Raw genomic sequence first — 24,392 nt, 5'->3', positions numbered from 1 at the left:
GTGGAGAGGTCACCGCCCGCCGCGGTCCCGCGGGGGACGCGCTACCGTCGGACACCATGAACCACGCCCAGCTCACCGCCCTCGGCAGGGCCCTCCGGCTCCTCGGTGAGCACGGGGAGGCCCTGACCGCCGACACCCCGGACGCCCGGCTGCACGAGATCAAGGCCGATCTGCGCAGGGCGCTGGACCTGCTGGACGAGAGCGTCGCCTCCACCGCGCCCAGCACCCGGTGCCCCGAGCACCCGCAGGGTCCCGTGGACGAGAGCGCCCCCGATCTGTGCCTGCTGTGCGAGACCCGGCGCCGGGCGGCCCGGCGGGCGGAGTACCAGAGCGGCGGCAGGCCGGAGGCCGTCCCCGCCACGGCGCCCTCCCGCTACGGCGTCCGTGCCGACCGGCCCCAGCCGCAGCAGCGCTGGCTGCCCGAGGCCTGGAACGGGCGCGAATGGCAGCTGTGCGGGACGCCCCGCCGGGACCGGCACGAGGCCGAGGCGTATCTCGCCGCCCAGCGGCGCGGCTCCCGGCCCGCCATGGCGTACCGGCTCGTGCACGAGTTCACCGACTACGAGGTGCTGCGGGTGTGGGGGACCCCCGTCTACGTCGACATCGAGCCCATGGGCAACCTCTAGGGGAGCAGGGGCAGGGGCAGGAACGCGTGCCCCTGCCACAGGCGTCTGCTCCGCTCCTCCGGGTAGGCCGTGACCCGCGGCTGCGCGTCCAGGACCTGTACCAGGCGTGCTTCCGTGTCGTACGCCGGCCAGCCCGGGTCTCCCGTGTGCGCGAACGAGGTCCATGCGCGCCGGAAGAAGGCGGACAGGTCCCGAGCCCCGTCCGGTGTCTCCGCCCCGGCGAAGAGCAGACCGCCCAGCACGGCGCCGTACGTGCCGAAGAGCAGGGCGACGTCCAGGGCGTGGCAGGCGCCCAGGACACCGCCGGATCCCGGCGCCGGCCAGGTGAGTTCGTAGACGTGGGCGGTGCCGCCGCCCTCCTGCTGGGCCTCCGCCAGGTGCAGGGACGGCATCGCGAACAGCCAGTCCGTCTGGACCCGTTCGAACAGGTCGGACGGGGAGGCGTCCGGGAAGGCCGCGCGGTACGCCCGCTCGCCCGCCTCGCCGCCCGGGGCCAGCAGCCGCAGGGTCCCCATCAGCCGCTCGTCGGTGATCCTGCCGAGCATGCCGCCCATCGCCATGAACAGCCGGAACTCGTCGCGGTTGTGGCCGACCACGAGGTCCACCTCGCGGGCCGCGCCCGCCGCGAGGGCCTGCCAGGGGGTGGTGGGCAGGACGTCCCCGTCGACGACCGGGGCGTAGGGGGTGACCGTCGGTGCCGCCTGGCCCCATCTGCCGGTGTACTGGGGCATCTTGGCGCTCACCGCCTGGCCCGCCGCCACCAGGAGTCCCGGGTCGACGGCGGCCAGGTCCGCCGCGGTGGGTCTGCGGCCCGCCTCCGCCGCCAGCACCGCCGCCATGTCACGCGCCAGCTCGTCGGAGAAGAAGGTGCCCGGCATGCTCTGGGCCACCGCCCGCCGGAACAGGCCGCGGGCCCTCGGCATGGCCAGCAGCGAGGCCACCGAGCCCGCTCCGGCCGACTCGCCGAAGACGGTCACCCGGCCGGGGTCGCCACCGAACGCCGCGATGTTCTCCTGCACCCACTCCAGCGCCGCCACCTGGTCCAGCAGGCCCCGGTTCGCGGGGACACCGTCGAGACGGAGGAAACCCTCCACGCCCACCCGGTAGTTGAGGGTGACCACGACGACGTCGCCGTCCCGGGCGATGGCCTGCGCGTCGTAGCTGGGCTGGCCCGCGTGGCCCATCTTGTAGGAGCCGCCGTAGATCCACACCATGACGGGACGGCCGGCGGACGGGTCCGCCTCGGGTGTCCACACGTTCACGGTCAGCCAGTCGTCGCCCGCGGGCCCGGTGACCGTGCCGCCCTGGACGCCGAGGTCCTGCGGGGGCGGCGGCCCGAAGGCGTACGCCTCCCGGACGCCGTCCCAGGGCCGCACCGGGCGCGGGGCCCGGAAGCGGGCCTCGCCGACCGGGGGCCCGGCGAAGGGGATGCCCCGGAACACCGACAGACCCTGCTCGCGCAGGCCGCGCACCGCGCCGGAAGCGGTGCGCACCACGGGGCCGTCGGTGTCCGGGGCCGGGGACTCGCTCGTCGTCATGCTCGCTCCTCACTGGTCATCAGGAGAACGGCCGGCGGCGATCACGAGTGCCCGTTGCGGGACGGGAATTCAGCTGAGGGTCTTCACGGCCGCCGCGTCGTACGGCGCCAGCTCGGCGAAGCGGTCCGAGAGCACCTTGGCCGCCCACTCGGGGTCCTGGAGCAGCGCACGGCCGACGGCGACCATGTCGAACTCGTCGGCCTCCATGCGGTCCAGGAGGTTGTCGATGCCCTTGACCTCGGAGCCCTCGCCCTGGAAGGCGTTGATGAAGTCGCCGTCGAGACCGACCGAGCCGACCGAGATGACCGGCTTGCCGGTGAGCTTCTTCGTCCAGCCGGCCAGGTTCAGGTCGGAGCCGTCGAACTCGGGGACCCAGTAACGGCGGGTGGAGGCGTGGAAGACGTCGACGCCGGCCGCCGCCAGCGGGGTGAGGATCGCCTCCAGCTCCTCGGGGGTCTCGGCGAGGCGGGCGGTGTAGTCCTGCTGCTTCCACTGCGAGTAGCGGAAGAGGACGGGGAAGTCGGGGGACACCTTCTCGCGGACCGCCGCGACGATCTCGGCCGCGAACCTGGTGCGGGCCACCGGGTCGCCGCCGTACGCGTCCGTGCGGCGGTTGGTGCCCGCCCACAGGAACTGGTCGAGCAGGTAGCCGTGGGCCCCGTGCAGTTCGACGCCGTCGAAGCCGATGCGCTCGGCGTCCGCGGCGGCCTGCGCGAACGCGGCGACGACGTCGTCCAGGTCCTTCTGCGTCATGGCCTTGCCGGTGGGCTCGGCACCGGCGGTGACGAGGCCGGACGGGCCGAGGGCCGGGGCGTCCGGGTACGGGGCGTCGCCCTGCTTGCGGACCATGCCGATGTGCCACAGCTGCGGGACGATCGTGCCGCCGGCCGCGTGCACGTCCTCGGCGACCTTCGCCCAGCCCGCGAGCTGCTCCTCGCCGTGGAACCGCGGGACGCGGTCGCTCTGGCCGGCCGACTCGTGCCCCACGTAGGTGCCCTCGGTGACGACGAGGCCGACGCCGGCGGCGGCGCGGCGCGCGTAGTACGAGCGCACGTCCTCACCGGGGATGCCGCCCGGGGAGAACATGCGGGTCATCGGCGCCATCACGATCCGGTTCGGGACGGTGAGGCCGTTGAGCGTGATCGGCCGGGACAGGACCTGGGCCGCGCGGGAGGCGGGGGGCGTGGTGACGGTCACGTGGGGGCTCCTCGTGAGTGGCGGGGGCAACCGGTCGGTATGTGAGCACGCATTGTTGCAGCTCCTTAAGTAACCGCCTATGCGCTGCCCCACATTCCGGCCCCGCGGAAACCTCTCAGGTGACCCCGCTCACACTGTCCCGGTTCAGCTGCCGCACCCGCTCCCGCAGCACCTCGTCCGGTGACGACGCGCCGACGCCCCTCGCCCGCAGCACGGCCGCCAGCCGCGAGGCCACGCCGAGATTGCAGCGTCCCAGGTCGACCAGGGCGTACGGGTCCTCGTCCGAAGTGCTCAGCGGGTCCACCCGGAGGGACGGAAGGACGATCCCCACCTCCCGCAGGGCGTCCCGCAGCCGCTCCACCGCCTCGTCGGCGGTCCGGGCGGGCCGCTCGTCGCCGGCCGTTTTCTTCGTCTCCATCGCTCCGGTTCCTCCACGCTGAGTGTTCACGTTCACCACACAGCGTGTCCGTCGGCGCCCTAGCCTGGCCAGACACGACGTCCCAACAGACCCTGTTGTCGGACCGGGAGCAGCCATGGCAGGACCGAAGGACCTCGACCCGTCGTCATCGCCGCGCGCACTGCTGGGCGCGGAGTTACGGCACGCCCGCGAGCGGCAGGGACTCAGCCAGGACCAGCTCGGCCAGCGGCTGTTCGTGAGCGGCTCGTTCATCGGACAGCTGGAGGCGGGGACCCGGCGGATGCAGGCGGAGTACGCGCGGATGCTGGACGACGCTCTGGGGACGGACGACTTCTTCCAACGGAACTGTGCGGCGGCTGCCAAGTCGAAGTATCCGGAGCACTTTGCGGAGGCCGCGGAGGCGGAGGCAAGCGCTACTGCGATCAGGGAGTACGCGCCGCTTCTGATCCCGGGGCTGCTCCAGACGCCGGCGTACGCACAGGCGGTGTGCCGCGCGTATCAGCCGACGGCACCGCAGCAGGTGATCGACGAGCTGGTGGCGGCCCGGGTGGATCGCGCTCGCCTCCTCGACGACCCAACAGAGCCGTTGTTGTGGGCGGTGATTGACGAATCGGCGCTGCGCAGGGTGACGGGGGGCCGGGCAGTGATGGCGGAGGCACTGCGCCACATCGCCGGCCTGGCACACCGAGGCCGAGTCATCGTGCAGGTGCTGCCGTTCGAGGCGGGAGCACATGCAGCCATGCAGGGTGCCGTCAAACTCATGGACTTCGAGGAAGCGCCCCCACTGGTCTACTTCGAGGGCGTCGGCACCGGCCGACTGGAGGACGATCCGGAGATCGTCCGGCACCAGCGATTCACCTACGAACTCCTCACGGCCTCCGCACTCCGCCCGGAGAACTCTCTGGCCCTGATCGAGGTGGTGGCGCAGGATTACGCACATGAGGACCATCCTTGAGCATGACCTGGACGCGGTGACCTGGCACAAGTCCAGCTATAGCGGCGGAGACGGCGGCAACTGCCTGGAAGTGACCCACGACTTCCCCACCCTCGTCCCCGTCCGCGACTCCAAGGCCCCCGACGGCCCGAAGCTCGTGTTCCGGGCCGAGGCCTGGTCGGCGTTCGTCGAAAACCTCAGGAGCCTCGGCGCTTGAGCCTCGGGCGCCGAGCCCCGAGCCCTCTTTGCATGGAATGGGTGTGGGTCTCAACCCACCCTCCCACCCCGCGAGTTGACGCGAAGCGACCGATTTGCCACGGACAGTCACGAGCCTCTAACGTCCCGCATAACGAACAGCCCCCGCCAGGTGCTACCAACACCTGCGGGGGCTTGACCGACGGGATTGCGAGACCAATCCCACGGCTGACCGACGAGATTGCGAGACCAATCCCGTGGCTGACACCAAGCTTAGTGCTGCCCCCACGCCCACGCACGCACCCCCCGCCGACCACCCGATGGCCACCCCGGGCTACGGCAAACGCTCCGCGCCGGGCCAACGCCCCCGCACGAACCACGACTTCGCACACCTCCCACCCCGCGAAGCAGCCATCGCCGCCTACCTCGACCGCCTCCCCGAGGGCACCGACATCTCGGTGAAAACGCTGGCCAAGCAGCTGCCGTACGGCCAGTGCGCGCTCCGCACCGCCCTCAACCACCTCCAGCGGGCCGGCCACCTGAGGCGAGGCCGGGAGCGGCTGGAGACCGCCTCCGGCGGCTCGCGCTGGATCACCCGATCGTGGTGGTCCCGTACCGCACGCGGCGACGCCTGGTGGGCTGCGTTCACGCGCGGCGACGTTCCACAGGACCCGCACCCTCCCGAACGCCCCGGCCCCACCCGCTCCCGCGCCCACATCCTCCTCGCCGCCCTGGGCCGCACGGCCCCGGTCCTGTCCCTTTCCTCCGCCGACTGCGCCGCGCTCGCCCCGCTGCTGGCGGAGTGGTTCACACGCGGAGCCACCGACGAGATCGTGGTCCGCGCGCTGACCGAGGGCCTGCCCACCCCGGTCCATCACCCCGCCGCCCTGGTCCGCCGCCGTCTGGTCGACAAGCTCCCGCCCGAACCGCTCCCCCGCCCACCGCGCCGGGTACTGGAGTGCGCGGAGTGCGGGGTGCCGGGGCGGCCGGAAGCGCTACCGGGGGGCGTGTGCGGAGGCTGCCGGGGCGAGCGCGCCCCCGCGCACCCCCGTACGCCTCCGCCCGCCCCCGACATCCACGCACGGGCAGGCGAGATCCGGGCTGCGATGTCCCTACGGCGAAACGAAAGGACACCCACATGACCGCTCATACGGTCCGGCGCCACAACCCCGGGGCACGATGGAGGGAAGGAGGCGACGCCATGACCCCTGACACCGGAGAACGCCCGCAGATGTCCGTCGAGGACTTCGAGGAACTCGTCCGCAGGGCTCCGCGGGAGCTGCGCAACCGGCTGGAGTTCCTCGGCGGGCGCCTGCGCGTACGGCACGGGCCGCTCGACGTGGCGGAGTTCGAGGAACTGGCCGCCGCCGCCCCCGAAACGGTGCGGCTGGAGTACGTCAACGGAAAGGTAGTAGTCAAGGCCATGCCCGACGGCAACCACGGCGAGATCTTCATGTGGCTGCTACGTCAGTGCATGCAGCAGCGCCCCGAGCTGAACCTCATGCCCGAGAGGGGCGTCAAGGCCGAGGCCTACCGCAAGGGCCGCGCCATCACGGACGGTTTCCTCGCGCCCGTCGGCCACTTCAAGGGCCACGGCAACTGGTCCGACACCGACGGCGCTCTCATGGCCGTAGAGATCACCTCCCATGACCGCGACACGGACCAGCGCGACCGAATCGACAAGCCCGTCGGCTACGCAGAAGCCGACATCCCCGTCTACCTCCTCATCGACCGCGACAGCAACACGCTCACGGTGTTCAGCGAGCCGAAGGACGGCCGCTACCAGCAGTCCTCGTCCCATCCCTGGGGCGCCACCGTCATCCTCCCCTCCCCCGTCGACATCACGCTCGACACCGAGAAGCTCAAGGCCTACGCCGACTGACCCTCTCCGCACCGCCGCCTACCACCGCCCAGCGCCAGTTTGTCGATATCAAGTATCTTGATATCGAGATTGCTGGGTACGGCGGAGACGGGGGCTGGCCATGCGACGGGCCTGGGACGGCAAGGGCGGCGGGGACGGCAGGGGCGGGCTGTTGGCCCAGCTGCGGCGGCCCCCGGGCGGGCGGGACGCGCGGATCATGCTGCTGGCGCAGTGCGTGGACCGGACCGGGACGGGCGTATGGGCCGCGGCCTCCGTGCTCTACTTCACCTTCGTGAGCGGGCTGGACGCGCGCGAACTCGGGCTTCTCCTCGGAGTGGGCGCGGTCGCGGGGATCGCCGGGTCACCGCTCGCCGGTCGAGCCGCCGAACGGCTTTCCGTACGGGGACTGCTGATCGGCTGTCACCTGCTGCGCCTGGGCACGATGGTCGCGCTGCTGGTCGCCGACGACTTCACCACGCTGCTCCTCCTGGTCGCGCTCACCAGTCTGGGCGAGCGGGCGGCCAAGACGCTGGAGATGCTCTTCGCCACCCGGGTCGCCGGTGAGCGGCGTACCACCTACCAGGCGCTGTTCCGCAGCGTGGCCAACGCCGGGTACGCCCTCGGCGCGGGCGTCGCCGCGCTCGGCCTCGCCGTGGGCACTACGAACGCCTACCGTGCGCTGATCCTGGCCAACGCGCTCTCCTACGTCCTGGCCGCCGTGCTGGTCCGGCGGACCCGGGAGCCGGCCGGGCACGGGCTCGTCGTGGCACAGGGCGACGGCGGCCAAGGCCGCTCCCCCGCCCCCGAGCCGGCCCCAAGCCCCTGGCGGGACCCCGGGTACCTGCTCTTCGTGCTGCTCGACATCCCCATGAACCTGGACGACGCGGTCCTGGGCGTCGGCCTGCCGCTGTGGCTGGTGCACCACACCACCGCCCCGCACGCGGTCGTCCCCGCCTTCCTGGTGATCAACACCGTGCTCGTGGTGGTGCTGCAACTGCGCGTCTCGGCGCGGGCCGAGGGTCCGCGCGAAGCCGCCTCGGCGGTGGGCTGGTACGGCGTGACCCTGCTCGCCTGCTGCCTCGTCCTCGCGACCGCCACCGGTGGCGGGGCCTGGTCCGCGTCGCTCGCCATGCTCGCGGCCGCGATGCTGGTCACCCTGGCCGAACTGCTGCGCTCGGTGAGTTCCTGGGAGCTGGCGGTCAGCCTGGCGCCGCCTCGTGCCCGGGCCTCCTACCTGGGCGTGGCCGGGATGGCGCAGTCGGTCCAGAAGTCGGTGGGCCCCCCGCTGCTGACGGGTGCGGTGATGACGGCCGGTCCGGCGGGCTGGCTGGCGCTGGGTGCCGCCGTCACGGTGCTGAGTCTGGTGCAGCGGCAGGCCGGCCTGCGGCGCCTGGCGGCCCTGGCGGAGTCCGCGAGCGCCGGCGGAGCCCCCCGCCGGGGGCCAAAGACGCCGGAGACGCCCGAGGGCGGTACCCCCGGCCAGAAGCTGGGAGTACCGCCCTCGGAGAAGGACAGGTGATCCGGGAGGATCAGAAGTCCATGTCACCGCCCGGCATGCCGCCGCCGGCCGGCGCAGCGGCCTTCTCCGGCTTGTCGGCGATGACGGCCTCGGTGGTGAGGAACAGCGCGGCGATGGAGGCGGCGTTCTGCAGCGCGGAACGGGTCACCTTCGCCGGGTCGATGATGCCCTCGGCGACCAGGTCGACGTACTCGCCGGTCGCGGCGTTCAGGCCGTGGCCCGGGGTCAGGTTGCGCACCTTCTCCACCACGACACCGCCCTCGAGGCCGGCGTTGACGGCGATCTGCTTCAGCGGGGCCTCGAGCGCGATGCGCACGGCGTTGGCGCCGGTCGCCTCGTCACCCTCCAGCTCCAGCTTCTCGAAGACCTGGGAGGCCTGCAGCAGGGCCACGCCACCACCGGCGACGATGCCCTCCTCGACGGCGGCCTTCGCGTTGCGGACGGCGTCCTCGATGCGGTGCTTGCGCTCCTTCAGCTCCACCTCGGTGGCGGCACCGGCCTTGATGACCGCGACACCGCCGGCGAGCTTCGCCAGGCGCTCCTGCAGCTTCTCGCGGTCGTAGTCCGAGTCGCTGTTCTCGATCTCGGCGCGGATCTGGTTCACGCGGCCGTTGACCTGCTCCGAGGAGCCGGCACCGTCGACGATGGTGGTCTCGTCCTTGGTGATGACGACCTTGCGGGCGCGGCCCAGGAGGTCCAGGGTCGCGTTCTCCAGCTTGAGGCCGACCTCCTCGGAGATGACCTCGCCGCCCGTGAGGATGGCGATGTCGCCGAGCATGGCCTTGCGGCGGTCACCGAAGCCCGGGGCCTTGACGGCGACGGACTTGAAGGTGCCGCGGATCTTGTTGACGACCAGGGTCGACAGGGCCTCGCCCTCGACGTCCTCGGCGATGATCAGCAGCGGCTTGCCCGACTGCATGACCTTCTCGAGGAGCGGGAGCAGGTCCTTGACGGAGCCGATCTTGGAGTTCGCGATGAGGATGTACGGGTCCTCGAGCGACGCCTCCATGCGCTCCATGTCGGTCGCGAAGTAGGCGGAGATGTAACCCTTGTCGAAGCGCATGCCCTCGGTCAGCTCCAGCTCGAGCCCGAAGGTGTTGCTCTCCTCGACGGTGATGACGCCTTCCTTGCCGACCTTGTCCATGGCCTCGGCGATCAGCTCGCCGATCTGGGTGTCGGCGGCGGAGATGGACGCGGTGGAGGCGATCTGCTCCTTGGTCTCGACGTCCTTCGCCTGCTCCAGCAGGGCGGCGGAGACGGCCTCGACGGCCTTCTCGATACCGCGCTTCAGGGCCATCGGGTTGGCGCCGGCGGCGACGTTGCGCAGGCCTTCCTTGACCAGGGCCTGGGCGAGCACGGTCGCGGTGGTCGTACCGTCACCGGCGACGTCGTCCGTCTTCTTGGCGACTTCCTTGACCAGCTCGGCGCCGATCTTCTCGTACGGGTCCTCGAGCTCGATCTCCTTGGCGATGGAGACACCGTCGTTGGTGATCGTGGGGGCGCCCCACTTCTTCTCGAGGACGACGTTGCGGCCCTTGGGGCCGAGCGTCACCTTCACGGCGTCCGCGAGCTGGTTCATGCCGCGCTCGAGGCCGCGCCGCGCCTCCTCGTCGAACGCGATGATCTTGGCCATGTGAAGTGGTCCCTCCAGGACTGGGGGTGATTCCTTCGGACCGCGCCCGCGCCCGCGACGGACGGCTCGCCGACCTGTGGTTCCTTGCCCCACCTGGTCCGCGGGCCTCACCGACCCGGTCCTTCTTTGTCACTCTCACCTTCAGAGTGCTAACGCAATGATTAGCACTCGGCATGGTCGAGTGCAAGCGCCCGAGGGGGGTGCGGGGCGGTCGTCAGCCGCCCGCGAACACGGGAGCGCCGGACACGGCGAAGGGCCCGCACCCTGTGCGAGGTGCGGGCCCTTCGTGCAAGAAACGTTCAGGCGGTGACGCGAACCATGTCGGCCTGCGGACCCTTCTGGCCCTGCGAGATCTCGAACTCGACCCGCTGGCCCTCTTCCAGGGTGCGGTAGCCGTCCATCTGAATCGCGCTGTAGTGGACGAAGACGTCCGCACCACCGTCGACCGCGATGAAGCCGTACCCCTTCTCCGCGTTGAACCACTTGACGGTGCCCTGAGCCATGCCTAACTCCCCTATTACTGGCCCTTGCACAGATCCGCACTTCGCGGACCCGGGTCAGACCTCGCCCCCCAAACCGGTCGGGGGCGTGCGCCGGAACGCGTCGACCGCGGCTGAATGTATCTGCCCAACTGCCCTCTGCAACAGGTCAATCGGACGAGAATTCTGGACGCACGCGGTCCGGAATGTGGCGAGAATTCGCCTGAATTCAGGGCAAGTCGGGCCCCACAAAAAGAACAAATGCCGCATAAAGCCCGCCCATTTTGGCTACTTCTTGTCGGGCCGTGCGGCATGGATCCAGGGCCCGCGACCCGAGGGCCACGGCCGTGTTCCCCAACTGTACCGCGCTCAATCACACAGAATTGCCCCCTCCGCTTCTCTCACGGAGGGGGCAATCGCATGAACAACGGGTAACCGAGGTTACCCAAGGTAATAATCAGCCTCCGGCGACCGCCGGAATGATCGAGACGCCCGCGCCCTCGGGGGTCGCCGTGTCCAGGCCCTGCTCGAAGCGGACGTCGTCGTCGTTGACGTACACGTTGACGAACCGGCGCAGCTTGCCCTGGTCGTCCAGCACGCGGGCGGAGATCCCGGTGTGGTTCTTCTCCAGGTCGGCGATGACCTCGGCGAGCGTCGCGCCCTCGGCGCTGACCTCGGCCCGGCCACCGGTGTAGGTGCGCAGGATGGTGGGGATGCGGACGGTGACGCTCATGCTTGTGACCTCCGGTCAGGTGATCGGCCTCAGGGGCGCGGGGAGCTGCGCGACCGGCCCCCGCCGGCCCGCAGCGTGACGACGGCTCTAGGCGAGCCCGGCCTCCCGGAACGACTCCAGGTTGGGACGAATGGTGGCGGTCAGCCCCGTGCCGGCCACCGCGTCCAGGGTCTTCAGACCGTCCCCCGTGTTCAGCACGACAGTCGTCAGCGCCGGGTCCAGCACGCCGTTCTCGATCAGCTTGCGGGTGACGCCCACGGTCACGCCGCCCGCGGTCTCCGCGAAAATACCCTCAGTCCGCGCCAGCAACTTGATCGCGTCCACGACCTCCGGGTCCGTCACGTCCTCCACGGCACCGCCGGTGCGGCGCGCGATGTCGAGGACGTACGGCCCGTCGGCCGGGTTGCCGATCGCGAGGGACTTGGCGATGGTGTTCGGCTTCTGCGGGCGGACCACGTCGTGTCCCGCCTTGAAGGCGGCGGACACCGGCGAGCAGCCCTCGGCCTGCGCACCGAAGATCTTGTACGGCCTGTCCTCGACCAGACCGAGCTTGATCAGCTCCTGCAGCCCCTTGTCGATCTTCGTGAGCTGGGAGCCGGAGGCGATCGGCACCACGATCTGGTCGGGCAGCCGCCAGCCGAGCTGCTCGCAGATCTCGTACGCCAGGGTCTTGGAGCCCTCCGCGTAGTACGGCCGCAGGTTGACGTTGACGAAGCCCCAGCCCTCGCCGGCCGGGTCGCCGATCAGCTCGGAGCAGAAGCGGTTCACGTCGTCGTAGTTGCCCTGGATGCCGACGAGTTCACCGCCGTAGACCGCGGCCATGACGACCTTGCCCTGCTCCAGGTCGTGCGGGATGAACACGCAGGAGCGGAAGCCCGCCCGGGCGGCGGCGGCGCCGACGGCACCGGCCAGGTTGCCCGTGGAGGAGCAGGAGAGCGTGGTGAAGCCGAAGGCGCGGGCGGCCTCCAGGGCCTGGGCGACGACGCGGTCCTTGAAGGAGTGCGTCGGGTTGCCGGAGTCGTCCTTGATGTACAGCCCGCCGGTGACTCCCAGCTCGCCGGCCAGGTTGTCGGCCTTGACGAGCTTGGTCCAGCCCGGGTTGATGTTCGGCTTCTCGGCGACGTCGGCCGGGACCGGCAGCAGGGGCGCGTAACGCCAGATGTTCGCGGGGCCGGCCTCGATGCGCGCCCGCAGTTCCTCGGTGTCGTAGGCGGAGAAGTCGTAGGCGATCTCCAGCGGCCCGAAGCACTCCTCGCAGGCGAACACCGGCCCGAGCGGCACCCGGTGACCGCACTCGCGACAGCTCAGCGCCGCGGCGGGACCGAGGTCTACGGTGGAATTGCTGGTGGTGGCAACTGTCTGCACAGCCATGGAGGCGAGGCCCTTTCTCCTCATCTTCCTCACGACGCACTTCGCCGTGAGACGGATTTGGCACCTTCCCTAGCCGGGAGCCTCGCGGAAACGATCAAGACTGATCTACGAGAACCGACTGGAGGGTTGCCGGGGCTTCATCGGGCCGTGTCCCTCTGCCCCTCTGGATGAGCTGTATGCGGTTGTGGACGCCGGTGACCCCCGACATGCGATGGTCATCGGTGTTGTTCAAGACTGTAACCGAAGGCCAGGACAGTTGAGATAGTCGTCCGAACCGCGAGATGGATCACACGCAGTCACCGCGTGCGATCACGACAGTGAGGAGCCGCAGACCGTGCTGGAAGAAGTCGAGCGCTGGCTGGCCGAGCGGTCCTGGTCCGTGGCCGATCGACCGCTCCACCGCATCCTGGCCGCCAAGCAGCGCACGGGCCACACGATCAGCGTCGTACTGCCCGCCCTCGACGAGGAGGAGACGGTCGGCGAGATCGTCGCGGTCATCCGGCACGACCTCGTGGAGCAGGTCCCGCTGGTCGACGAGATCGTCGTCGTCGACTCCGGCTCCACCGACCGCACCTCCGAGGTCGCCGCCGCCGCGGGCGCGCGTGTCGTCCACCGCGACGACATCCTGCCCCGCCTGCCCGCCGTCCCCGGTAAGGGTGAAGTGCTGTGGCGGTCCCTGCTGGTGACCGGCGGGGACATCGTCTGCTTCGTCGACGCGGACCTGAAGGAGTTCTCCTCCGACTTCGTCTCCGGGATCGTCGGCCCGCTGCTCACCGAACCGGACGTGCAACTGGTCAAGGCGATGTACGACCGCCCCCTCGCCGGCACCGGCGGGCAGGGCGGCCGGGTCACCGAGCTGATGGCCCGCCCGCTGCTGAACATGCACTGGCCGCAGCTGGCCGGCTTCGTGCAGCCGCTGGGCGGCGAGTACGCGGCCCGCCGCTCGCTGCTGGAACAGCTGCCGTTCCCGGTGGGCTACGGCGTGGAGCTGGGCATGCTCGTGGACGCGCTGCACCTGGCCGGACTGGACGCGCTGGCCCAGGTCGACGTGGGCGTGCGCAGGCACCGGCACCAGGACGGACAGGCCCTCGGCCGGATGGCCGCCGCCATCTACCGCACGGCCCAGCTCCGGCTGGCCCGCGGCCATCTGGTGCGGCCCGCGCTGACCCAGTTCGAGCGGGGCGAGGACGGCTTCGAGCCGCGCACCTACTCGGTGGACACCGAGGAACGGCCGCCGATGCTGGAGATCGCCGAGTACGCCGAACGGAAGGTGGCGTGAACGGGCCGTATACGGCTCCCTTTCCTTCCGTTCCCGGACGGAACGTACGTTTGAGCGTTTCCGGGCCGGGCTAGGTTGAGGCGTATGGCTTCCACGCGCGGTGCTGCGGAAAAGGCTCAGGTGCTGGTCGCGTCGAATCGCGGCCCGGTCTCCCACCATGTCGGCGAGGACGGCTCGCTGCACGTCAGGCGGGGCGGTGGCGGGCTGGTCTCGGGGTTGTCCGCCATCGGTCCGGACGCGGACTCCGTATGGGTGTGCGCCGCGCTCGGCGACGGCGACCGGGAGGCCGTGCGGCGCGCGGCCGGCGGGCTGCTGCCGGCCGCGGACACCGGCGGGCAGCGGGTCCGGATGCTCGACATCGACGCGACCGTGCACGCCGAGGCGTACAACGGCATCGCCAACTCGGTCCTCTGGTTCGTGCACCACATGCTGTACCAGACCCCGCTGGAGCCGGTCTTCGACGCCGGGTTCCGGCGGCAGTGGGCGTCGTACGAGGCCTACAACCAGGCGTTCGCCGAGGCGCTCGCCCAGGAGGCGGCCGAGGGCGCGGCGGTGCTGATCCAGGACTACCACCTGGCCCTCGCCCCCCGCATGCTCCGCCGCCTCCGCCCCGACCTGCGCATCGGCCACTTCTCGCACACCCCGTGGGCCCCGCCGGACTACTTCCGCCTGCTGCCGGACGACATCGCGACCGAGCTGCTGACCGGCATCCTGGGCGCCGACCGGGCCGCGTTCCTCACCCAGCGGTGGGCGGACGCGTTCAAGGACTGCTGCCACCGGGTGCTCGGCCCCGGCATCCCCTCCGGCACCCGGATCGGCGTGCACGGGCTGGGTGCGGACGCGGACTTCCTGCGCAAGCGGGCGCACGAGCCGGACGTGGCCGAGCGGATGGCGGCACTGCGGGAGGAGATCGGCACGGCGCCGGACGGTACCGCGCGCCGGACGATCGTCCGGGTGGACCGCACCGAGCTGTCCAAGAACATCGTGCGCGGGCTGCTGGCCTACGAGCAGCTGCTGGAGGACCGCCCCGAGTGGCGGGAGAAGGTCGTCCACCTGGCCTTCGCGTACCCGTCCCGGCAGGACCTCGCCGTCTACCGCGAGTACACCGCCGAGGTGCAGCGGGTCGCGGACGAGATCAACGAGCGCTACGGCACGCCGGGCTGGACGCCGGTCGTCCTGCACGTGAAGGACGACTTCGCCCGCTCCCTGGCCGCGTACCGGCTGGCCGACGTGGCCCTGGTCAACCCCATCCGGGACGGCATGAACCTGGTCGCCAAGGAGGTCCCGGTCGTCTCCGACGAGGGCTGCGCGCTGGTGCTGTCGCGGGAGGCCGGGGCGTACGAGGAGCTGGGCGAGGACGCGTACGCGGTGAACCCGTACGACATCGGGGGGACGGCGCGGGCGCTGCACGAGGCGCTGGGCATGCCCGCGGAGGAGCGGGCGGAACGCTCCAAGAGACTGGCGGCAGCCGCGACCGCGCTGCCGCCGGCCCGTTGGTTCCTGGATCAGCTGGAGGCGCTGACCGGTCAGCCGAGCTGAGCGGCCAGGGCCCGCAGGAGTGCCACGACCCCCTCGGGTCCGTCCACCACCAGGTCCGCGCGTTCGGCCAGTTCCGTGACCTCGGTGCTGCCGCTGCAGATCAGGAGGCCGGGGGTGCCGTCGGTGCGGAGTTCGTCGACCGCGGCGAAGGCGGGGAGGTCGCCCAGGTCGTCGCCGGCGTAGACGACACAGCGGGCGCCCGTGGTGCGGACGTGCTCGGTGAGTGCCACGCCCTTGTCCATGCCCGGCGGGCGGAGTTCCAGGACCAGGCGGCCGGGTTCGACGATCAGGCCGTGGCGGGCGGCGAGGTCGGCGAGGGGGGCGCGCAGGGACTCGAACGTGGCCTGCGGGTCGGTGGCGCGGCGGGTGTGGACCGCCACCGCGCGGCCCTTCTCCTCGATCCAGGTGCCCTGGCCCGCGCCGGCGCGCTCCAGCAGGGCCGGCAGCTCGGCGCGGACGGCGGCGACGCCGGGGTGCGGGGCGGGGGCGGTGATCTCGCCGGTGGCCGCGTCCCAGCGTTCGGCGCCGTAGTGGCCGAGGACGGTCAGGTGCTCCAGGCCGGGGACGTCGCCGAAGCCGCTGTAGCGGACCGCGACGTCGGCCGGGCGGCCGGTGATCACGGCGACGGAGGCGACCTCGGGGGCGAGGGCGGCCAGGGCGGGTACGGCGTCGGGGTGGGCGCGGGCCTGTTCGGGGTCGGCGACGATGGGGGCGAGCGTGCCGTCGAAGTCGAGGCCGATGACCGCGGTGCGGGGCTGCGCGAGCAGGGCGGCGAGTCCGTGTCGGCCTTGCTGGGTCTGCGGGGTAGGCAGCGGGTCCATACCGCGACAGTATCCGTCGCGGACCGGAGTCACTCCTGGGGCTCCGCCCCAGACCCCGCCAGGGGCTCCGCCCCTGGACCCCACCCCGCCCACCCACCACCCGACTCGGTCGGCCGAGAGGGTGCCCCGCCGCGTCGGTGTGAGCGGGGGGCCGCGGCCGGGCGAGTGGGAGTCGGATCGCTTGGCGGGGAAGGGGGCGTCAGGGCCGTGTCAGCGGTTTGATCTGTGGGTTTCCCGGAGGCGGCGTAGGCGGTTCACCGTGACCGGGTCGTGGGCCAGGGCGCGCTCGTCGTCCAGGAGGGCGTTGAGGAGCTGGTAGTAACGGACCGGGGACAGCGACAGCTGTTCACGGATGGCGCGTTCCTTCGCGCCGGGGCCGGTGAAGCCCCGGCGCTCCAGCGCGAGGATGGCCTTCTCACGGCTGCCCAGTTCCATGGCAGCCACCGTAACGCCGACCGCCGACAACCGGCCTAGCCGACGTCGCTGCTGTCCGCCGCCGTGGCCGTCGACTGCAGCCGGGACAGCACGCCGGACGGGCTGCCGTTCGCGGCGACCGCCTGGCCGATGTTCTGCTTCACGGCCGCGCTGACCGACGCCCAGGAGGTCTTGCCGACGGGATACAGCTCCGAGGTGGCCAGCTGCTCGAGGAACGGGCGCAGGGCCTTGTCCGCGGGCTTGTCCGACGCCGCCATGGCGTTGGACGCGGAGCTGGTGACCGGCAGCAGACCGTACCGGCGCGAGAAGTCGAGCACGTTCTTCCGGGCGTAGACGAAGTCGAGGAAGTCACCGATCTGCTCGGCGTGCCCGTTCTGCCTGAAGCCCATCATCCAGTCCGCGACACCCATCGACGCCCTGGCCTTGCCGGTGGGCCCCGGCATCGGCACCATGCCGAACTTCACGCCCTTCTTGCCGGCCTGCTGGATCAGCGTGGGGTGCCCGTTGAGCATCCCGACCTGGCCGTCGGCGAACGCGGCGAAGGCGTCCGCACGGTTGAGCTTGCCGGGGGCGACCGGCCCGGTCAGGCCCTTGCCGACCAGCTCGTCCTTGAGCCACGTGAAGGTCTCGACGTTCTGCGCGGAGTCGAGGGTGTAGGTGCCGACGTCGTCGGTGTAGCCGCTGCCGCCGCTGAGCAGCCACTGCATGGTCTCGGCCTGCGCCTCCTCGGGGCCGAGCGGCAGCGCGTAGGGATACTTCACGCCCCTGCCCTCGAGCGCCTTGGCGTCGGCCGCCAGCTGGTCCCACGTGGTGGGCGGGGTGATGCCGGCCTTGGCGAACAGGGTCTTGTTGTAGAAGAGCACCCGGGTCGAGGCGGCGAAGGGTATGCCGTACTGCGTGTGCTTCCACTCTCCGGCGTCGGAGAGCTGGGAGAGGACGTCGGCCTGGGTGCGGATGGAGAGCAGCTCGGAGGCCGGGTAGAGCTTGCCGGCGGCGGCGTAGTCGGCGTACGCGCCGATCTGTGCCATGTCGGGCGCGTGGCCGGCGTCCACCATCTCCTTGACCTTGCGGTCGACGTCGTTCCAGGAGTAGACGCTGACCTCGACCTTCACGCCGGGGTGCTTCGACTCGTACTCCTCGGCCAGGGTGTCCCAGTACTTCTGGGAGCCGTTGGCGGAGGAGTCGCCGTAGTCGGCGGCGACGAGTCTGAGGGTCACGTCGGAGGAGCCCGATCCCCCGCAGCCGCCGAGAACCGCCGTCATGCCCAGTGCGGACACCACCGCGATCGTTCCTGTCGTACGCCGACGCACGCTCAAAGCCCCAACCCTGCTGTCTGACCGTTCAATATGTGGACACATAAGGTCTACACCACGCGAGTGGACTAGACCTTTCCCGGGTGGGAGGGCCACACTAGGCACCGTGGTGAGACATGTCATCGCCCTGGACGTGGGCGGTACCGGGATGAAGGCCGCCCTCGTCGGCGACGACGGCGCACTGCTCCATCGCGCACGCCGCGCCACCGGCCGCGAGCGCGGCCCCGCGGCGGTGGTCGCGGGCATCCTCGACTTCGCCGCCGAACTGCGCGGCCACGGCCTCGAGCAGTACGGCGAACCCGCCGCCGCGGCCGGCATAGCGGTTCCCGGCATCGTCGACGAGGAGCACGGCACCGCCGTCTACGCGGCCAACCTCGGCTGGCAGGACGTACCCCTGCGGGCCCTGCTAGCCGACCGGCTCGGGGTGCCCGTCGCCCTCGGCCACGACGTACGCACCGGCGGCCTCGCCGAGGGCCGGATCGGCGCGGGCCGGGGCGCGGACCGGTTCCTGTTCGTGCCGCTCGGCACCGGGATCGCCGGTGCCATCGGCATCGACGGCCGGGTGGAGTCCGGCGCGCACGGCTTCGCGGGCGAGATCGGCCACGTCGTCGTACGCCCCGGCGGCATCGACTGCCCCTGCGGGCAGCGCGGCTGTCTGGAGCGGTACGCCTCCGCGTCCGCCGTCACCGAGGCATGGGCCGCCGCCCGCGGGAACCCGGACGCGGACGCCGCGGACTGCGCCGGGGCCGTCGCGTCCGGTGACCCGGACGCCGTACGGATCTGGCAGGAAGCCGTGGACGCGCTCGCCGACGGCCTGGTCACCGCGCTCACCCTGCTGGACCCCCGCACGCTGATCATCGGTGGCGGGCTCGCCGAGGCCGGGGAAGTGTTGTTCCAGCCGCTGCGGGACGCCGTCCGGCGACGGGTCACCTTCCAGAAACTGCCCACCATCGTCCCCGCCGCCCTCGGCGACACGGCCGGCTGCCTGGGCGCGGGGCTGCTCGCCCGGGACCTGCTGACGACCGCCACCCCTACGACTCCGGAGGTAAGCACCTGATGGCCAACGAGCGGGACAGCGCCCCCAACGGGCCGCGAGGAACTGCGCGACCAGCCACGACGAGCCCGCAGGTGCTCACCGGCGCGAACGTGGTCCTTCCCACCGGGACGGTGCGGGGCGGGCAGCTGGCCGTGGACGGCAAGCGCATCGCCGGTACCGCACCGGCCGGCGCCCAGGTGACCGACCTCACCGGCCACTGGGTCGTCCCCGGCTTCGTCGACATCCACAACCACGGCGGCGGCGGAGCCTCCTTCTTCGGTACCGCCGAGGAGATCCTCACCGCGATCCGCACCCACCGCCTGCACGGCACCACCACGCTCGTCGCCTCCACCGTCACCGACGAGATGGACCTGCTCGTCGGCCAGGCGGGCCTGCTGAGCGAGCTGGCCGAGCAGGGCGACATCGCCGGCATCCACTTCGAGGGACCGTTCATCGCCCCGTGCCGCAAGGGCGCGCACTCCGAGGAGCTGCTGCGCGACCCCGAGCCGGCCGAGGTCCGCAAGCTGATCGACGCGGCACGCGGCAAGGCGAAGATGGTGACCCTCGCCACCGAGCTGCCGGGCGGCATCGACTCCGTACGGCTGCTCGCGGAGCACGGCGTGATCGCGGCCGTCGGGCACACGGACGCCAGCTACGAGCAGACCGTCGAGGCGATCGACGCGGGCGCCACGGTCGCCACCCACCTCTTCAACGCCATGCCCGCCCTGGGCCACCGCACCCCCGGCCCCGTCGCCGCCCTCCTGGAGGACGAGCGGGTCACGGTGGAGCTGATCAACGACGGCACGCATCTGCACCCCGCGGCGCTGGAGCTGGCGTTCCGTCACGCGGGTGCGGACCGGGTCGCGTTCATCACCGACGCGATGGACGCGGCCGGCTCAGGCGACGGCCGCTACATGCTCGGCCCGCTGGAGGTGGAGGTCCGCGACGGTGTGGCCCGGCTGGTGGAGGGCGGTTCCATCGCGGGCTCCACGCTCACCCTGGACCGCGCGTTCCGGCGGGCGGTGACCGTCGACGGGCTGTCCGTGGAGGACGCCGTGAAGGCCCTGTCCGCCAACCCGGCCCGGCTGCTCGGCCTCTCGGACCGCATCGGTTCCCTGGAGCCGGGCAAGGACGCCGATCTGGTGGTGCTCGACGCCGACTTCACGCTGAAGGGCGTGATGCGGCAGGGCGAGTGGGTGGTCGGTCCCCAACTGGCCTGATCCGTCCAGGTTTTCCGGAAAAGGCGGCCGACCCGGGGCTGGGCCGGCCGCATTCTCTTTGGCATGATCGAGGCCCCGGAAACCGAAGACAGGCACAGGGACTTCGAGGGAGGTCGGCCCGGGTGATCCTCACGGTCACACTGAACACCGCTCTCGACATCACCTATCGCGTGCGGTCGCTGCGGCCGCACACCTCGCACCGCGTCTCGGACGTCGTCGAGCGGCCCGGCGGCAAGGGCGTGAACGTCGCCCGGGTGCTGGCCGCGCTCGGCCACGAGGTGACGGTCACCGGCTTCGCGGGCGGCCCGACCGGCCAGGTGCTGCGCGAACGGCTCACCGGCACGCCGGGGGTGGTGGACGCGCTGGTGCCGGTCCACGGGGCGACCCGGCGCACGATCGCGGTCGTGGACGAACTGTGCGGTGACACCACCCAGCTCAACGAGCCGGGCCCGCAGATCACACCGGCCGAGTGGGGCGCCTTCCTGGACCGGTACCAGGAACTGCTGGCCGGTGTCTCGGCGGTGGCGCTGTGCGGCAGCCTGCCGCCGGGGGTGCCGGTGGGGGCGTACGCGAGCCTCGTACGCAGCGCACGGGCACTCGGCGTCCCGGTGCTGCTGGACACCAGCGGTGAGCCGCTGCGCCGCGGGGTCGCCGCCCGTCCGGACGTCATCAAGCCGAACGCCGACGAACTGGCGGAACTGACCGGTTCGCACGAGCCGTTGCGCGCCACCCAGGACGCCCGCCGGCGTGGCGCCCACGCGGTGGTCGCCTCCCTCGGCGCCGAGGGACTGCTCGCCGTCACTCCGGAGGGCCGCTGGCGTGCCACCCCGCCCGCCCGCCTCCACGGCAACCCGACCGGCGCGGGCGACTCGGCGGTCGCGGGCCTGCTGTCCGGCCTCGCGGACCACCTCCCCTGGGCGGACCGCCTCACCCGCGCGGTCGCCCTGTCGGCGGCGACCGTACGGTCCACCACCGCGGGCGACTTCGACCGCACGGCCTACGAGGAACTGCTCGACCGGGTGGCGGTGTCGGGGGAGTTCAGCGCGGCATAGCAACCTCTGACGGCGGAGGCGGCCAAGCGGTCGGCAAGATCACTTCTCGCACTCCGGCTTTCCGGAAGGCCACCCTCGGCTGTGCCACCGGCACCAAGCCGGCCGCTCTGAAGCCGGGCACCTGCGCAGGCAAGCTGAAGTCCACGATGTCCGGCAGCCGCCGGAGATCAACACCTCCGGCGGCTGTAGCGCTCGAGGACCGATGAGCCTCTACTTGACGATGTAGAGCTGGTCCAGGACGGCGTTGCACTGGTTGCCGTTCTGGCAGGCGATCTGGATCGTGTTCGTGCCCTTGTTCAGGTTCACGTTCGACCAGGTGGTCTTCCAGCCCTTCTCCCAGTCGCCCTGGGGCGTGCCGCCACCGAAGTTCTTCATCTGGATCGGCCGCGAGTCCACCTCGTTGTTGACCACCAGGGTCGCGTCGGCATCCACGCCCGGGATGCCGTAGCGCACGTACAGCCGGTAGGTGCCGGACTTCTCGACGTTGTCGACCGTCCAGGTGACCGTCGCTCCGACGTGGTTGAAGCCCGTCACATAGGTTCCGCCCTTGGCCTGCGCACCCTTGATGTCCGACGCCGTCGTCACGCCGGGCCCGAGCTGCAGCGCGCTCGCGTCCGTCTTCGGCAGCTCCCCCGGCGCCGCGGAACCGCTGCGCGACGGGCTGGGAGCGTGGCTCTGGGACTGGGTCGGGGTCGCGCCGGCCTGGTTGCCGGACTTGTCGTCGTCCGTGTCGCCGTTGATCATCGCGACGCCGATGCCGATGACGACCGCGGCGACCACCGCGATCGCGCCGATCAGCAGACCCTTGGTGTTCGGGCCGCGGCGGCCGGTGCCCCCGGCGGGCGGCGCGGGCCGGCGGCCGGCCGGGGCGCCGCCGGGCAGCGTCTCCGGGGCCTGGTAGTGGGCGTTCGGCTGACCGTAGGCGCCCTGCTGCGGGACGGTGGGCGGCTGGCCGTAGGGCGCCTGCTGCTGGCTGTACTGGCGCTCACCGACCGTGCGCACCCTGCTGACCGAGTTCGGGTAGCCGTAGCCGCCGGACGGCGGCTGGGCCCCTCTGGCCTGGCCATCGGCGTACAGGTAGCCGAACGGGTCGTCCTCGGGCGTGCTCGGGCCGTTTTCGCCGGGCGTCATCCCTTGGTCTCCTCAGCGGGTGCGAGTGGATGCGGTACAGGTCTGGAATGGCGAGCCTACCCGCTCTGACTGAGCCAAACGGGTGACTCGCGCCGCATCAACTCGCTGACCTGCGGATCATCCCGCGCGTCGGTGCTGTTTGGGACGAGATCGTTTCTCTACGTACATCCGCTCGTCAGCGGACTTCAGCACCTCGTCCGCCGTCATGCCGCAGTGTGCCCATCCGATGCCGAAGCTCGCGCCCACCCGGACGGCCCGCCCCTCGGCGCGGATCGGCTGGATGATCTCGTTGCGCAGCCGTACGGCGAGGTCCTGGGCGTCGGCCCGGCCGAGACCGTCGGCGAGGATCACGAACTCGTCGCCGCCGAGACGGGCCACGGTGTCGCCGTCGCGGACCCCGCCGGAGAGCCTGCGGGCCACTTCGATGAGGACCGCGTCGCCCGCGTTGTGCCCGAAGCGGTCGTTGATCGACTTGAAGCCGTCGAGGTCGCAGAAGAGCACGGCGAGCCCCTTGGTGCCGTCGTCGCGGCCGTCCTCGGGGGCGACGGTGTGCACATGGTGGTCGTAGGCGTCGAACGCCTCCGGCCCCGGCGGGAAGTCGAAGCCGTGGCCGGCGGGGGCGTCGAAGGCGGCGGCCCGGGCGGAGCCGAGCGCCGGGGGCAGTCCGCCGTAGGCCGCGTCCAGGGAGTCCGGCGCGCCGGCGTGCGCGGGGCGCCGGCAGAGCCGGGCCGACAGGCGCGAGCGCAGCTCGGCGGAGTTCGGCAGCCCGGTCAGCGAGTCGTGGGAGGCCCGGTGGGCGAGCTGCAGCTCGCGTCGCTTGCGCTCCTCTATGTCCTCGACGTGGGTCAGCAGGAAGCGGGGGCCGTCGGCGGCGTCCGCGACGACGCTGTTGCGCAGGGACACCCACACGTACGTGCCGTCGCGTCGGCCGAGCCGGAGTTCCGCGCGGCCGCCCTCCGCCGATGTGCGCAGGAGGGTGCCGATGTCCTCGGGGTGGACGAGGTCGGAGAAGGAGTAACGGCGCATCGCGGAGGCGGGCCGGCCGAGCAGCCTGCACAGCGCGTCGTTGGTGCGCAGGATGCGGCCGTGCTGGTCGCCGCCCATCTCGGCGATGGCCATGCCGGAGGGGGCGTACTCGAAGGCCTGCCGGAAGGACTCCTCGCTGGCGCGCAGGGCCTGCTGCTCGCGCTCCAGACGGACCAGGGCGCGCTGCATGTTGGCACGCAGACGCGCGTTGCTGATCGCGATGGCGGCTTGGAAGGCGTACATCTGCAGGGCCTCGCGGCCCCAGGCGCCGGGGCGGCGGCCGTTGCGCGGGCGGTCGACGGATATGACGCCGAGCAGCTCGCCGGAGGAGCCGCCCTGCACGCCCGGGGTGTACATGGGCGCGAAGAGCCGGTCGGAGGGGTGCCACTCGTCCTCGAAGCGGGGCGCGGGCCCGTCGGTGTACCACTGCGGGACGTCGTCCTCGTCGAGGACCCAGCCCTCGGTGTGCGGTATGAAGATGAGGTCGCCCCAGTGCTCGCCCATGTTCAGCCGCCGGTCCCAGGACTCGCGGGAACCGACCCGGCCGGTGATGAGGGCCTCGGCGGCCGAGTTCCCGGCGAAGGCGGCGACCACGAGGTCGCCGTCCTGGCGCACGAGGTTGACGGCCGCCATCTCGTACCCGAGGGCACCCACGGCGCCGTCGGCGACGGTCTGCAGTGTGTCCGCCAGGCTGCGTGCCGTGTTCATGTCGGCCATGACCTGGTGCAGCTGTCGCAGGGACGCAAGGCGGACATACGGCTCCGACTCGGTCTCCATGCTCGCCCTCCCCCCGAGACCTCGCAGGCGAATCAAGGGTTGTCTTCGGCGCTTCTCTACGGTGGCTCTTACGGTGACTTCGACGTGTCTCCTGCGGCTCCCCGCCACTGAATCACAGCGCGCTGCCCACTCGGTACACAGGGTCAACAATTCCTGCCCCTTGTGACTCAAGTCACAGAAGAACGTGAACAATTGAGTGGAGTTTCTGCGTTTGGGCTGTGCGTTTACTGAACGCAAGCTTTGTGGGCGCGTACACATG

At 71.5% G+C, this 24,392-nt stretch carries 23 protein-coding genes and 1 riboswitch; of the genes, 11 read left to right on the top strand and 12 right to left on the bottom strand.

The window, feature by feature from the left end; translation table 11 throughout:
* The first annotated feature begins 56 nt into the window (after positions 1-56).
* Positions 57-626: a hypothetical protein gene (locus JK359_RS07665; protein ID WP_201833192.1), complete on the top strand. Its 570-nt coding sequence runs from the start codon at positions 57-59 to the stop codon at positions 624-626.
* Here the strand turns inward: JK359_RS07665 and JK359_RS07660 are convergent.
* From JK359_RS07660 to JK359_RS07650, 3 genes are all read right to left on the bottom strand, one after another.
* Positions 623-2,164, bottom strand: coding sequence for a carboxylesterase/lipase family protein (locus JK359_RS07660; RefSeq protein ID WP_201833190.1), 1,542 nt, complete (start codon positions 2,162-2,164; stop codon positions 623-625). The genes JK359_RS07665 and JK359_RS07660 overlap by 4 nt on opposite strands.
* A 69-nt stretch (positions 2,165-2,233) precedes the next feature.
* Positions 2,234-3,361, bottom strand: coding sequence for an NADH:flavin oxidoreductase (locus JK359_RS07655; protein WP_201833188.1), 1,128 nt, complete (start codon positions 3,359-3,361; stop codon positions 2,234-2,236).
* Positions 3,362-3,476: 115 nt separating this feature from the next.
* Entirely contained in the window at positions 3,477-3,779 is a 303-nt protein-coding gene (locus JK359_RS07650; protein ID WP_201833186.1) for a hypothetical protein, read from the bottom strand.
* Positions 3,780-3,894: 115 nt separating this feature from the next.
* Between JK359_RS07650 and JK359_RS07645 the strand changes: the two genes are divergently transcribed.
* From JK359_RS07645 to JK359_RS07625, 5 genes are all read left to right on the top strand, one after another.
* Positions 3,895-4,734 carry a helix-turn-helix domain-containing protein gene (locus tag JK359_RS07645; protein WP_201833184.1) on the top strand — a complete coding sequence of 280 codons (840 nt, stop codon included), beginning with the start codon at positions 3,895-3,897 and terminating at the stop codon, positions 4,732-4,734.
* Positions 4,718-4,930: a DUF397 domain-containing protein gene (locus JK359_RS07640; RefSeq protein ID WP_201833182.1), complete on the top strand. Its 213-nt coding sequence runs from the start codon at positions 4,718-4,720 to the stop codon at positions 4,928-4,930. The genes JK359_RS07645 and JK359_RS07640 overlap by 17 nt, the downstream gene beginning before the upstream one ends.
* A 298-nt stretch (positions 4,931-5,228) precedes the next feature.
* Positions 5,229-6,050 (top strand): hypothetical protein, encoded by an 822-nt coding sequence (locus JK359_RS07635; RefSeq protein WP_201833951.1) that lies wholly within the window; start codon positions 5,229-5,231, stop codon positions 6,048-6,050.
* A 59-nt stretch (positions 6,051-6,109) separates the two neighbouring features.
* Positions 6,110-6,790 (top strand): Uma2 family endonuclease, encoded by a 681-nt coding sequence (locus JK359_RS07630; RefSeq protein ID WP_236677463.1) that lies wholly within the window; start codon positions 6,110-6,112, stop codon positions 6,788-6,790.
* Positions 6,791-6,890: 100 nt separating this feature from the next.
* Complete coding sequence (locus JK359_RS07625) at positions 6,891-8,288, top strand: MFS transporter (protein WP_201833180.1); 1,398 nt, start codon at positions 6,891-6,893, stop codon at positions 8,286-8,288.
* 10 nt (positions 8,289-8,298) lie between these two features.
* Here JK359_RS07625 and groL read toward each other — a convergent pair whose 3' ends face one another.
* The 4 genes from groL to thrC all read right to left on the bottom strand — a co-directional run bounded on the left by groL (position 8,299) and on the right by thrC (position 12,504).
* Entirely contained in the window at positions 8,299-9,921 is a 1,623-nt protein-coding gene (groL, locus tag JK359_RS07620; protein WP_031170937.1) for a chaperonin GroEL, read from the bottom strand.
* Positions 9,922-10,220: 299 nt separating this feature from the next.
* Positions 10,221-10,424, bottom strand: coding sequence for a cold-shock protein (locus JK359_RS07615; RefSeq protein ID WP_004986573.1), 204 nt, complete (start codon positions 10,422-10,424; stop codon positions 10,221-10,223).
* Positions 10,425-10,857: 433 nt separating this feature from the next.
* A complete protein-coding gene (locus JK359_RS07610) occupies positions 10,858-11,133 on the bottom strand; it encodes a MoaD/ThiS family protein (protein WP_201833178.1) in 276 nt (91 codons plus the stop codon).
* 87 nt (positions 11,134-11,220) lie between these two features.
* Complete coding sequence (thrC, locus tag JK359_RS07605) at positions 11,221-12,504, bottom strand: threonine synthase (protein ID WP_201833176.1); 1,284 nt, start codon at positions 12,502-12,504, stop codon at positions 11,221-11,223.
* 17 nt (positions 12,505-12,521) lie between these two features.
* A riboswitch (SAM riboswitch) is annotated at positions 12,522-12,678 on the bottom strand.
* Between the two features lie 160 nt (positions 12,679-12,838).
* Between thrC and JK359_RS07600 the strand changes: the two genes are divergently transcribed.
* Positions 12,839-13,783 carry a glucosyl-3-phosphoglycerate synthase gene (locus tag JK359_RS07600; protein ID WP_201833175.1) on the top strand — a complete coding sequence of 315 codons (945 nt, stop codon included), beginning with the start codon at positions 12,839-12,841 and terminating at the stop codon, positions 13,781-13,783.
* A gap of 84 nt (positions 13,784-13,867) precedes the next feature.
* A complete protein-coding gene (locus JK359_RS07595; protein ID WP_201833173.1) occupies positions 13,868-15,322 on the top strand; it encodes an alpha,alpha-trehalose-phosphate synthase (UDP-forming) in 1,455 nt (484 codons plus the stop codon).
* On the opposite strand, the gene otsB is transcribed toward JK359_RS07595, so the two are convergent.
* The 3 genes from otsB to JK359_RS07580 all read right to left on the bottom strand — a co-directional run bounded on the left by otsB (position 15,310) and on the right by JK359_RS07580 (position 17,936).
* A complete protein-coding gene (otsB, locus tag JK359_RS07590; RefSeq protein WP_201833171.1) occupies positions 15,310-16,143 on the bottom strand; it encodes a trehalose-phosphatase in 834 nt (277 codons plus the stop codon). The two genes, JK359_RS07595 and otsB, sit on opposite strands and share 13 nt — an antisense overlap.
* 210 nt (positions 16,144-16,353) lie before the next feature.
* Positions 16,354-16,578, bottom strand: a complete 225-nt coding sequence (locus tag JK359_RS07585; protein WP_201833162.1) for a DUF3263 domain-containing protein — start codon at positions 16,576-16,578, stop codon at positions 16,354-16,356.
* A gap of 35 nt (positions 16,579-16,613) precedes the next feature.
* Positions 16,614-17,936 (bottom strand): ABC transporter substrate-binding protein, encoded by a 1,323-nt coding sequence (locus JK359_RS07580; RefSeq protein ID WP_201833160.1) that lies wholly within the window; start codon positions 17,934-17,936, stop codon positions 16,614-16,616.
* Between the two features lie 64 nt (positions 17,937-18,000).
* Here JK359_RS07580 and JK359_RS07575 point away from each other — a divergent pair, with 64 nt between their 5' ends.
* The 3 genes from JK359_RS07575 (at position 18,001) to JK359_RS07565 (ending at position 21,199) form a co-directional block, all read left to right on the top strand.
* Positions 18,001-18,948: an ROK family protein gene (locus tag JK359_RS07575; protein ID WP_201833947.1), complete on the top strand. Its 948-nt coding sequence runs from the start codon at positions 18,001-18,003 to the stop codon at positions 18,946-18,948.
* Positions 18,949-19,019: 71 nt separating this feature from the next.
* A complete protein-coding gene (nagA, locus tag JK359_RS07570; RefSeq protein ID WP_201833945.1) occupies positions 19,020-20,147 on the top strand; it encodes an N-acetylglucosamine-6-phosphate deacetylase in 1,128 nt (375 codons plus the stop codon).
* 122 nt (positions 20,148-20,269) lie between these two features.
* Positions 20,270-21,199 carry a 1-phosphofructokinase family hexose kinase gene (locus JK359_RS07565; RefSeq protein ID WP_201833158.1) on the top strand — a complete coding sequence of 310 codons (930 nt, stop codon included), beginning with the start codon at positions 20,270-20,272 and terminating at the stop codon, positions 21,197-21,199.
* Positions 21,200-21,409: 210 nt separating this feature from the next.
* Here the strand turns inward: JK359_RS07565 and JK359_RS07560 are convergent, their stop codons facing one another.
* On the bottom strand, positions 21,410-22,330 hold the full coding sequence (locus JK359_RS07560; protein ID WP_201833156.1) for a carbohydrate-binding protein: 921 nt from the start codon (positions 22,328-22,330) through the stop codon (positions 21,410-21,412).
* A 117-nt stretch (positions 22,331-22,447) separates the two neighbouring features.
* Positions 22,448-24,133 (bottom strand): diguanylate cyclase CdgB, encoded by a 1,686-nt coding sequence (gene cdgB / locus JK359_RS07555; RefSeq protein ID WP_201833148.1) that lies wholly within the window; start codon positions 24,131-24,133, stop codon positions 22,448-22,450.
* Between the last annotated feature and the right edge of the window lie 259 nt (positions 24,134-24,392).

The organism is Streptomyces actinomycinicus (assembly GCF_016741775.1).
Taxonomy (GTDB): domain Bacteria; phylum Actinomycetota; class Actinomycetes; order Streptomycetales; family Streptomycetaceae; genus Streptomyces; species Streptomyces actinomycinicus.
This window is presented reverse-complemented; position numbering and strand designations above follow the sequence as displayed.

Bases quoted from the DNA above. Each gene is read 5' to 3' on its own strand.
- JK359_RS07665 (WP_201833192.1), top strand. From the start codon at position 57: ATGAACCACGCCCAGCTCACCGCCCTCGGCAGGGCCCTCCGGCTCCTC.
- JK359_RS07660 (WP_201833190.1), bottom strand. From the start codon at position 2,164: ATGACGACGAGCGAGTCCCCGGCCCCGGACACCGACGGCCCCGTGGTG.
- JK359_RS07650 (WP_201833186.1), bottom strand. From the start codon at position 3,779: ATGGAGACGAAGAAAACGGCCGGCGACGAGCGGCCCGCCCGGACCGCC.
- JK359_RS07645 (WP_201833184.1), top strand. From the start codon at position 3,895: ATGGCAGGACCGAAGGACCTCGACCCGTCGTCATCGCCGCGCGCACTG.
- JK359_RS07640 (WP_201833182.1), top strand. From the start codon at position 4,718: ATGAGGACCATCCTTGAGCATGACCTGGACGCGGTGACCTGGCACAAG.
- JK359_RS07635 (WP_201833951.1), top strand. From the start codon at position 5,229: ATGGCCACCCCGGGCTACGGCAAACGCTCCGCGCCGGGCCAACGCCCC.
- JK359_RS07630 (WP_236677463.1), top strand. From the start codon at position 6,110: ATGACCCCTGACACCGGAGAACGCCCGCAGATGTCCGTCGAGGACTTC.
- JK359_RS07625 (WP_201833180.1), top strand. From the start codon at position 6,891: ATGCGACGGGCCTGGGACGGCAAGGGCGGCGGGGACGGCAGGGGCGGG.
- groL (WP_031170937.1), bottom strand. From the start codon at position 9,921: ATGGCCAAGATCATCGCGTTCGACGAGGAGGCGCGGCGCGGCCTCGAG.
- JK359_RS07615 (WP_004986573.1), bottom strand. From the start codon at position 10,424: ATGGCTCAGGGCACCGTCAAGTGGTTCAACGCGGAGAAGGGGTACGGC.
- JK359_RS07610 (WP_201833178.1), bottom strand. From the start codon at position 11,133: ATGAGCGTCACCGTCCGCATCCCCACCATCCTGCGCACCTACACCGGT.
- thrC (WP_201833176.1), bottom strand. From the start codon at position 12,504: ATGGCTGTGCAGACAGTTGCCACCACCAGCAATTCCACCGTAGACCTC.
- JK359_RS07595 (WP_201833173.1), top strand. From the start codon at position 13,868: ATGGCTTCCACGCGCGGTGCTGCGGAAAAGGCTCAGGTGCTGGTCGCG.
- otsB (WP_201833171.1), bottom strand. From the start codon at position 16,143: ATGGACCCGCTGCCTACCCCGCAGACCCAGCAAGGCCGACACGGACTC.
- JK359_RS07585 (WP_201833162.1), bottom strand. From the start codon at position 16,578: ATGGAACTGGGCAGCCGTGAGAAGGCCATCCTCGCGCTGGAGCGCCGG.
- JK359_RS07580 (WP_201833160.1), bottom strand. From the start codon at position 17,936: ATGTGTCCACATATTGAACGGTCAGACAGCAGGGTTGGGGCTTTGAGC.
- JK359_RS07560 (WP_201833156.1), bottom strand. From the start codon at position 22,330: ATGACGCCCGGCGAAAACGGCCCGAGCACGCCCGAGGACGACCCGTTC.
- cdgB (WP_201833148.1), bottom strand. From the start codon at position 24,133: ATGGAGACCGAGTCGGAGCCGTATGTCCGCCTTGCGTCCCTGCGACAG.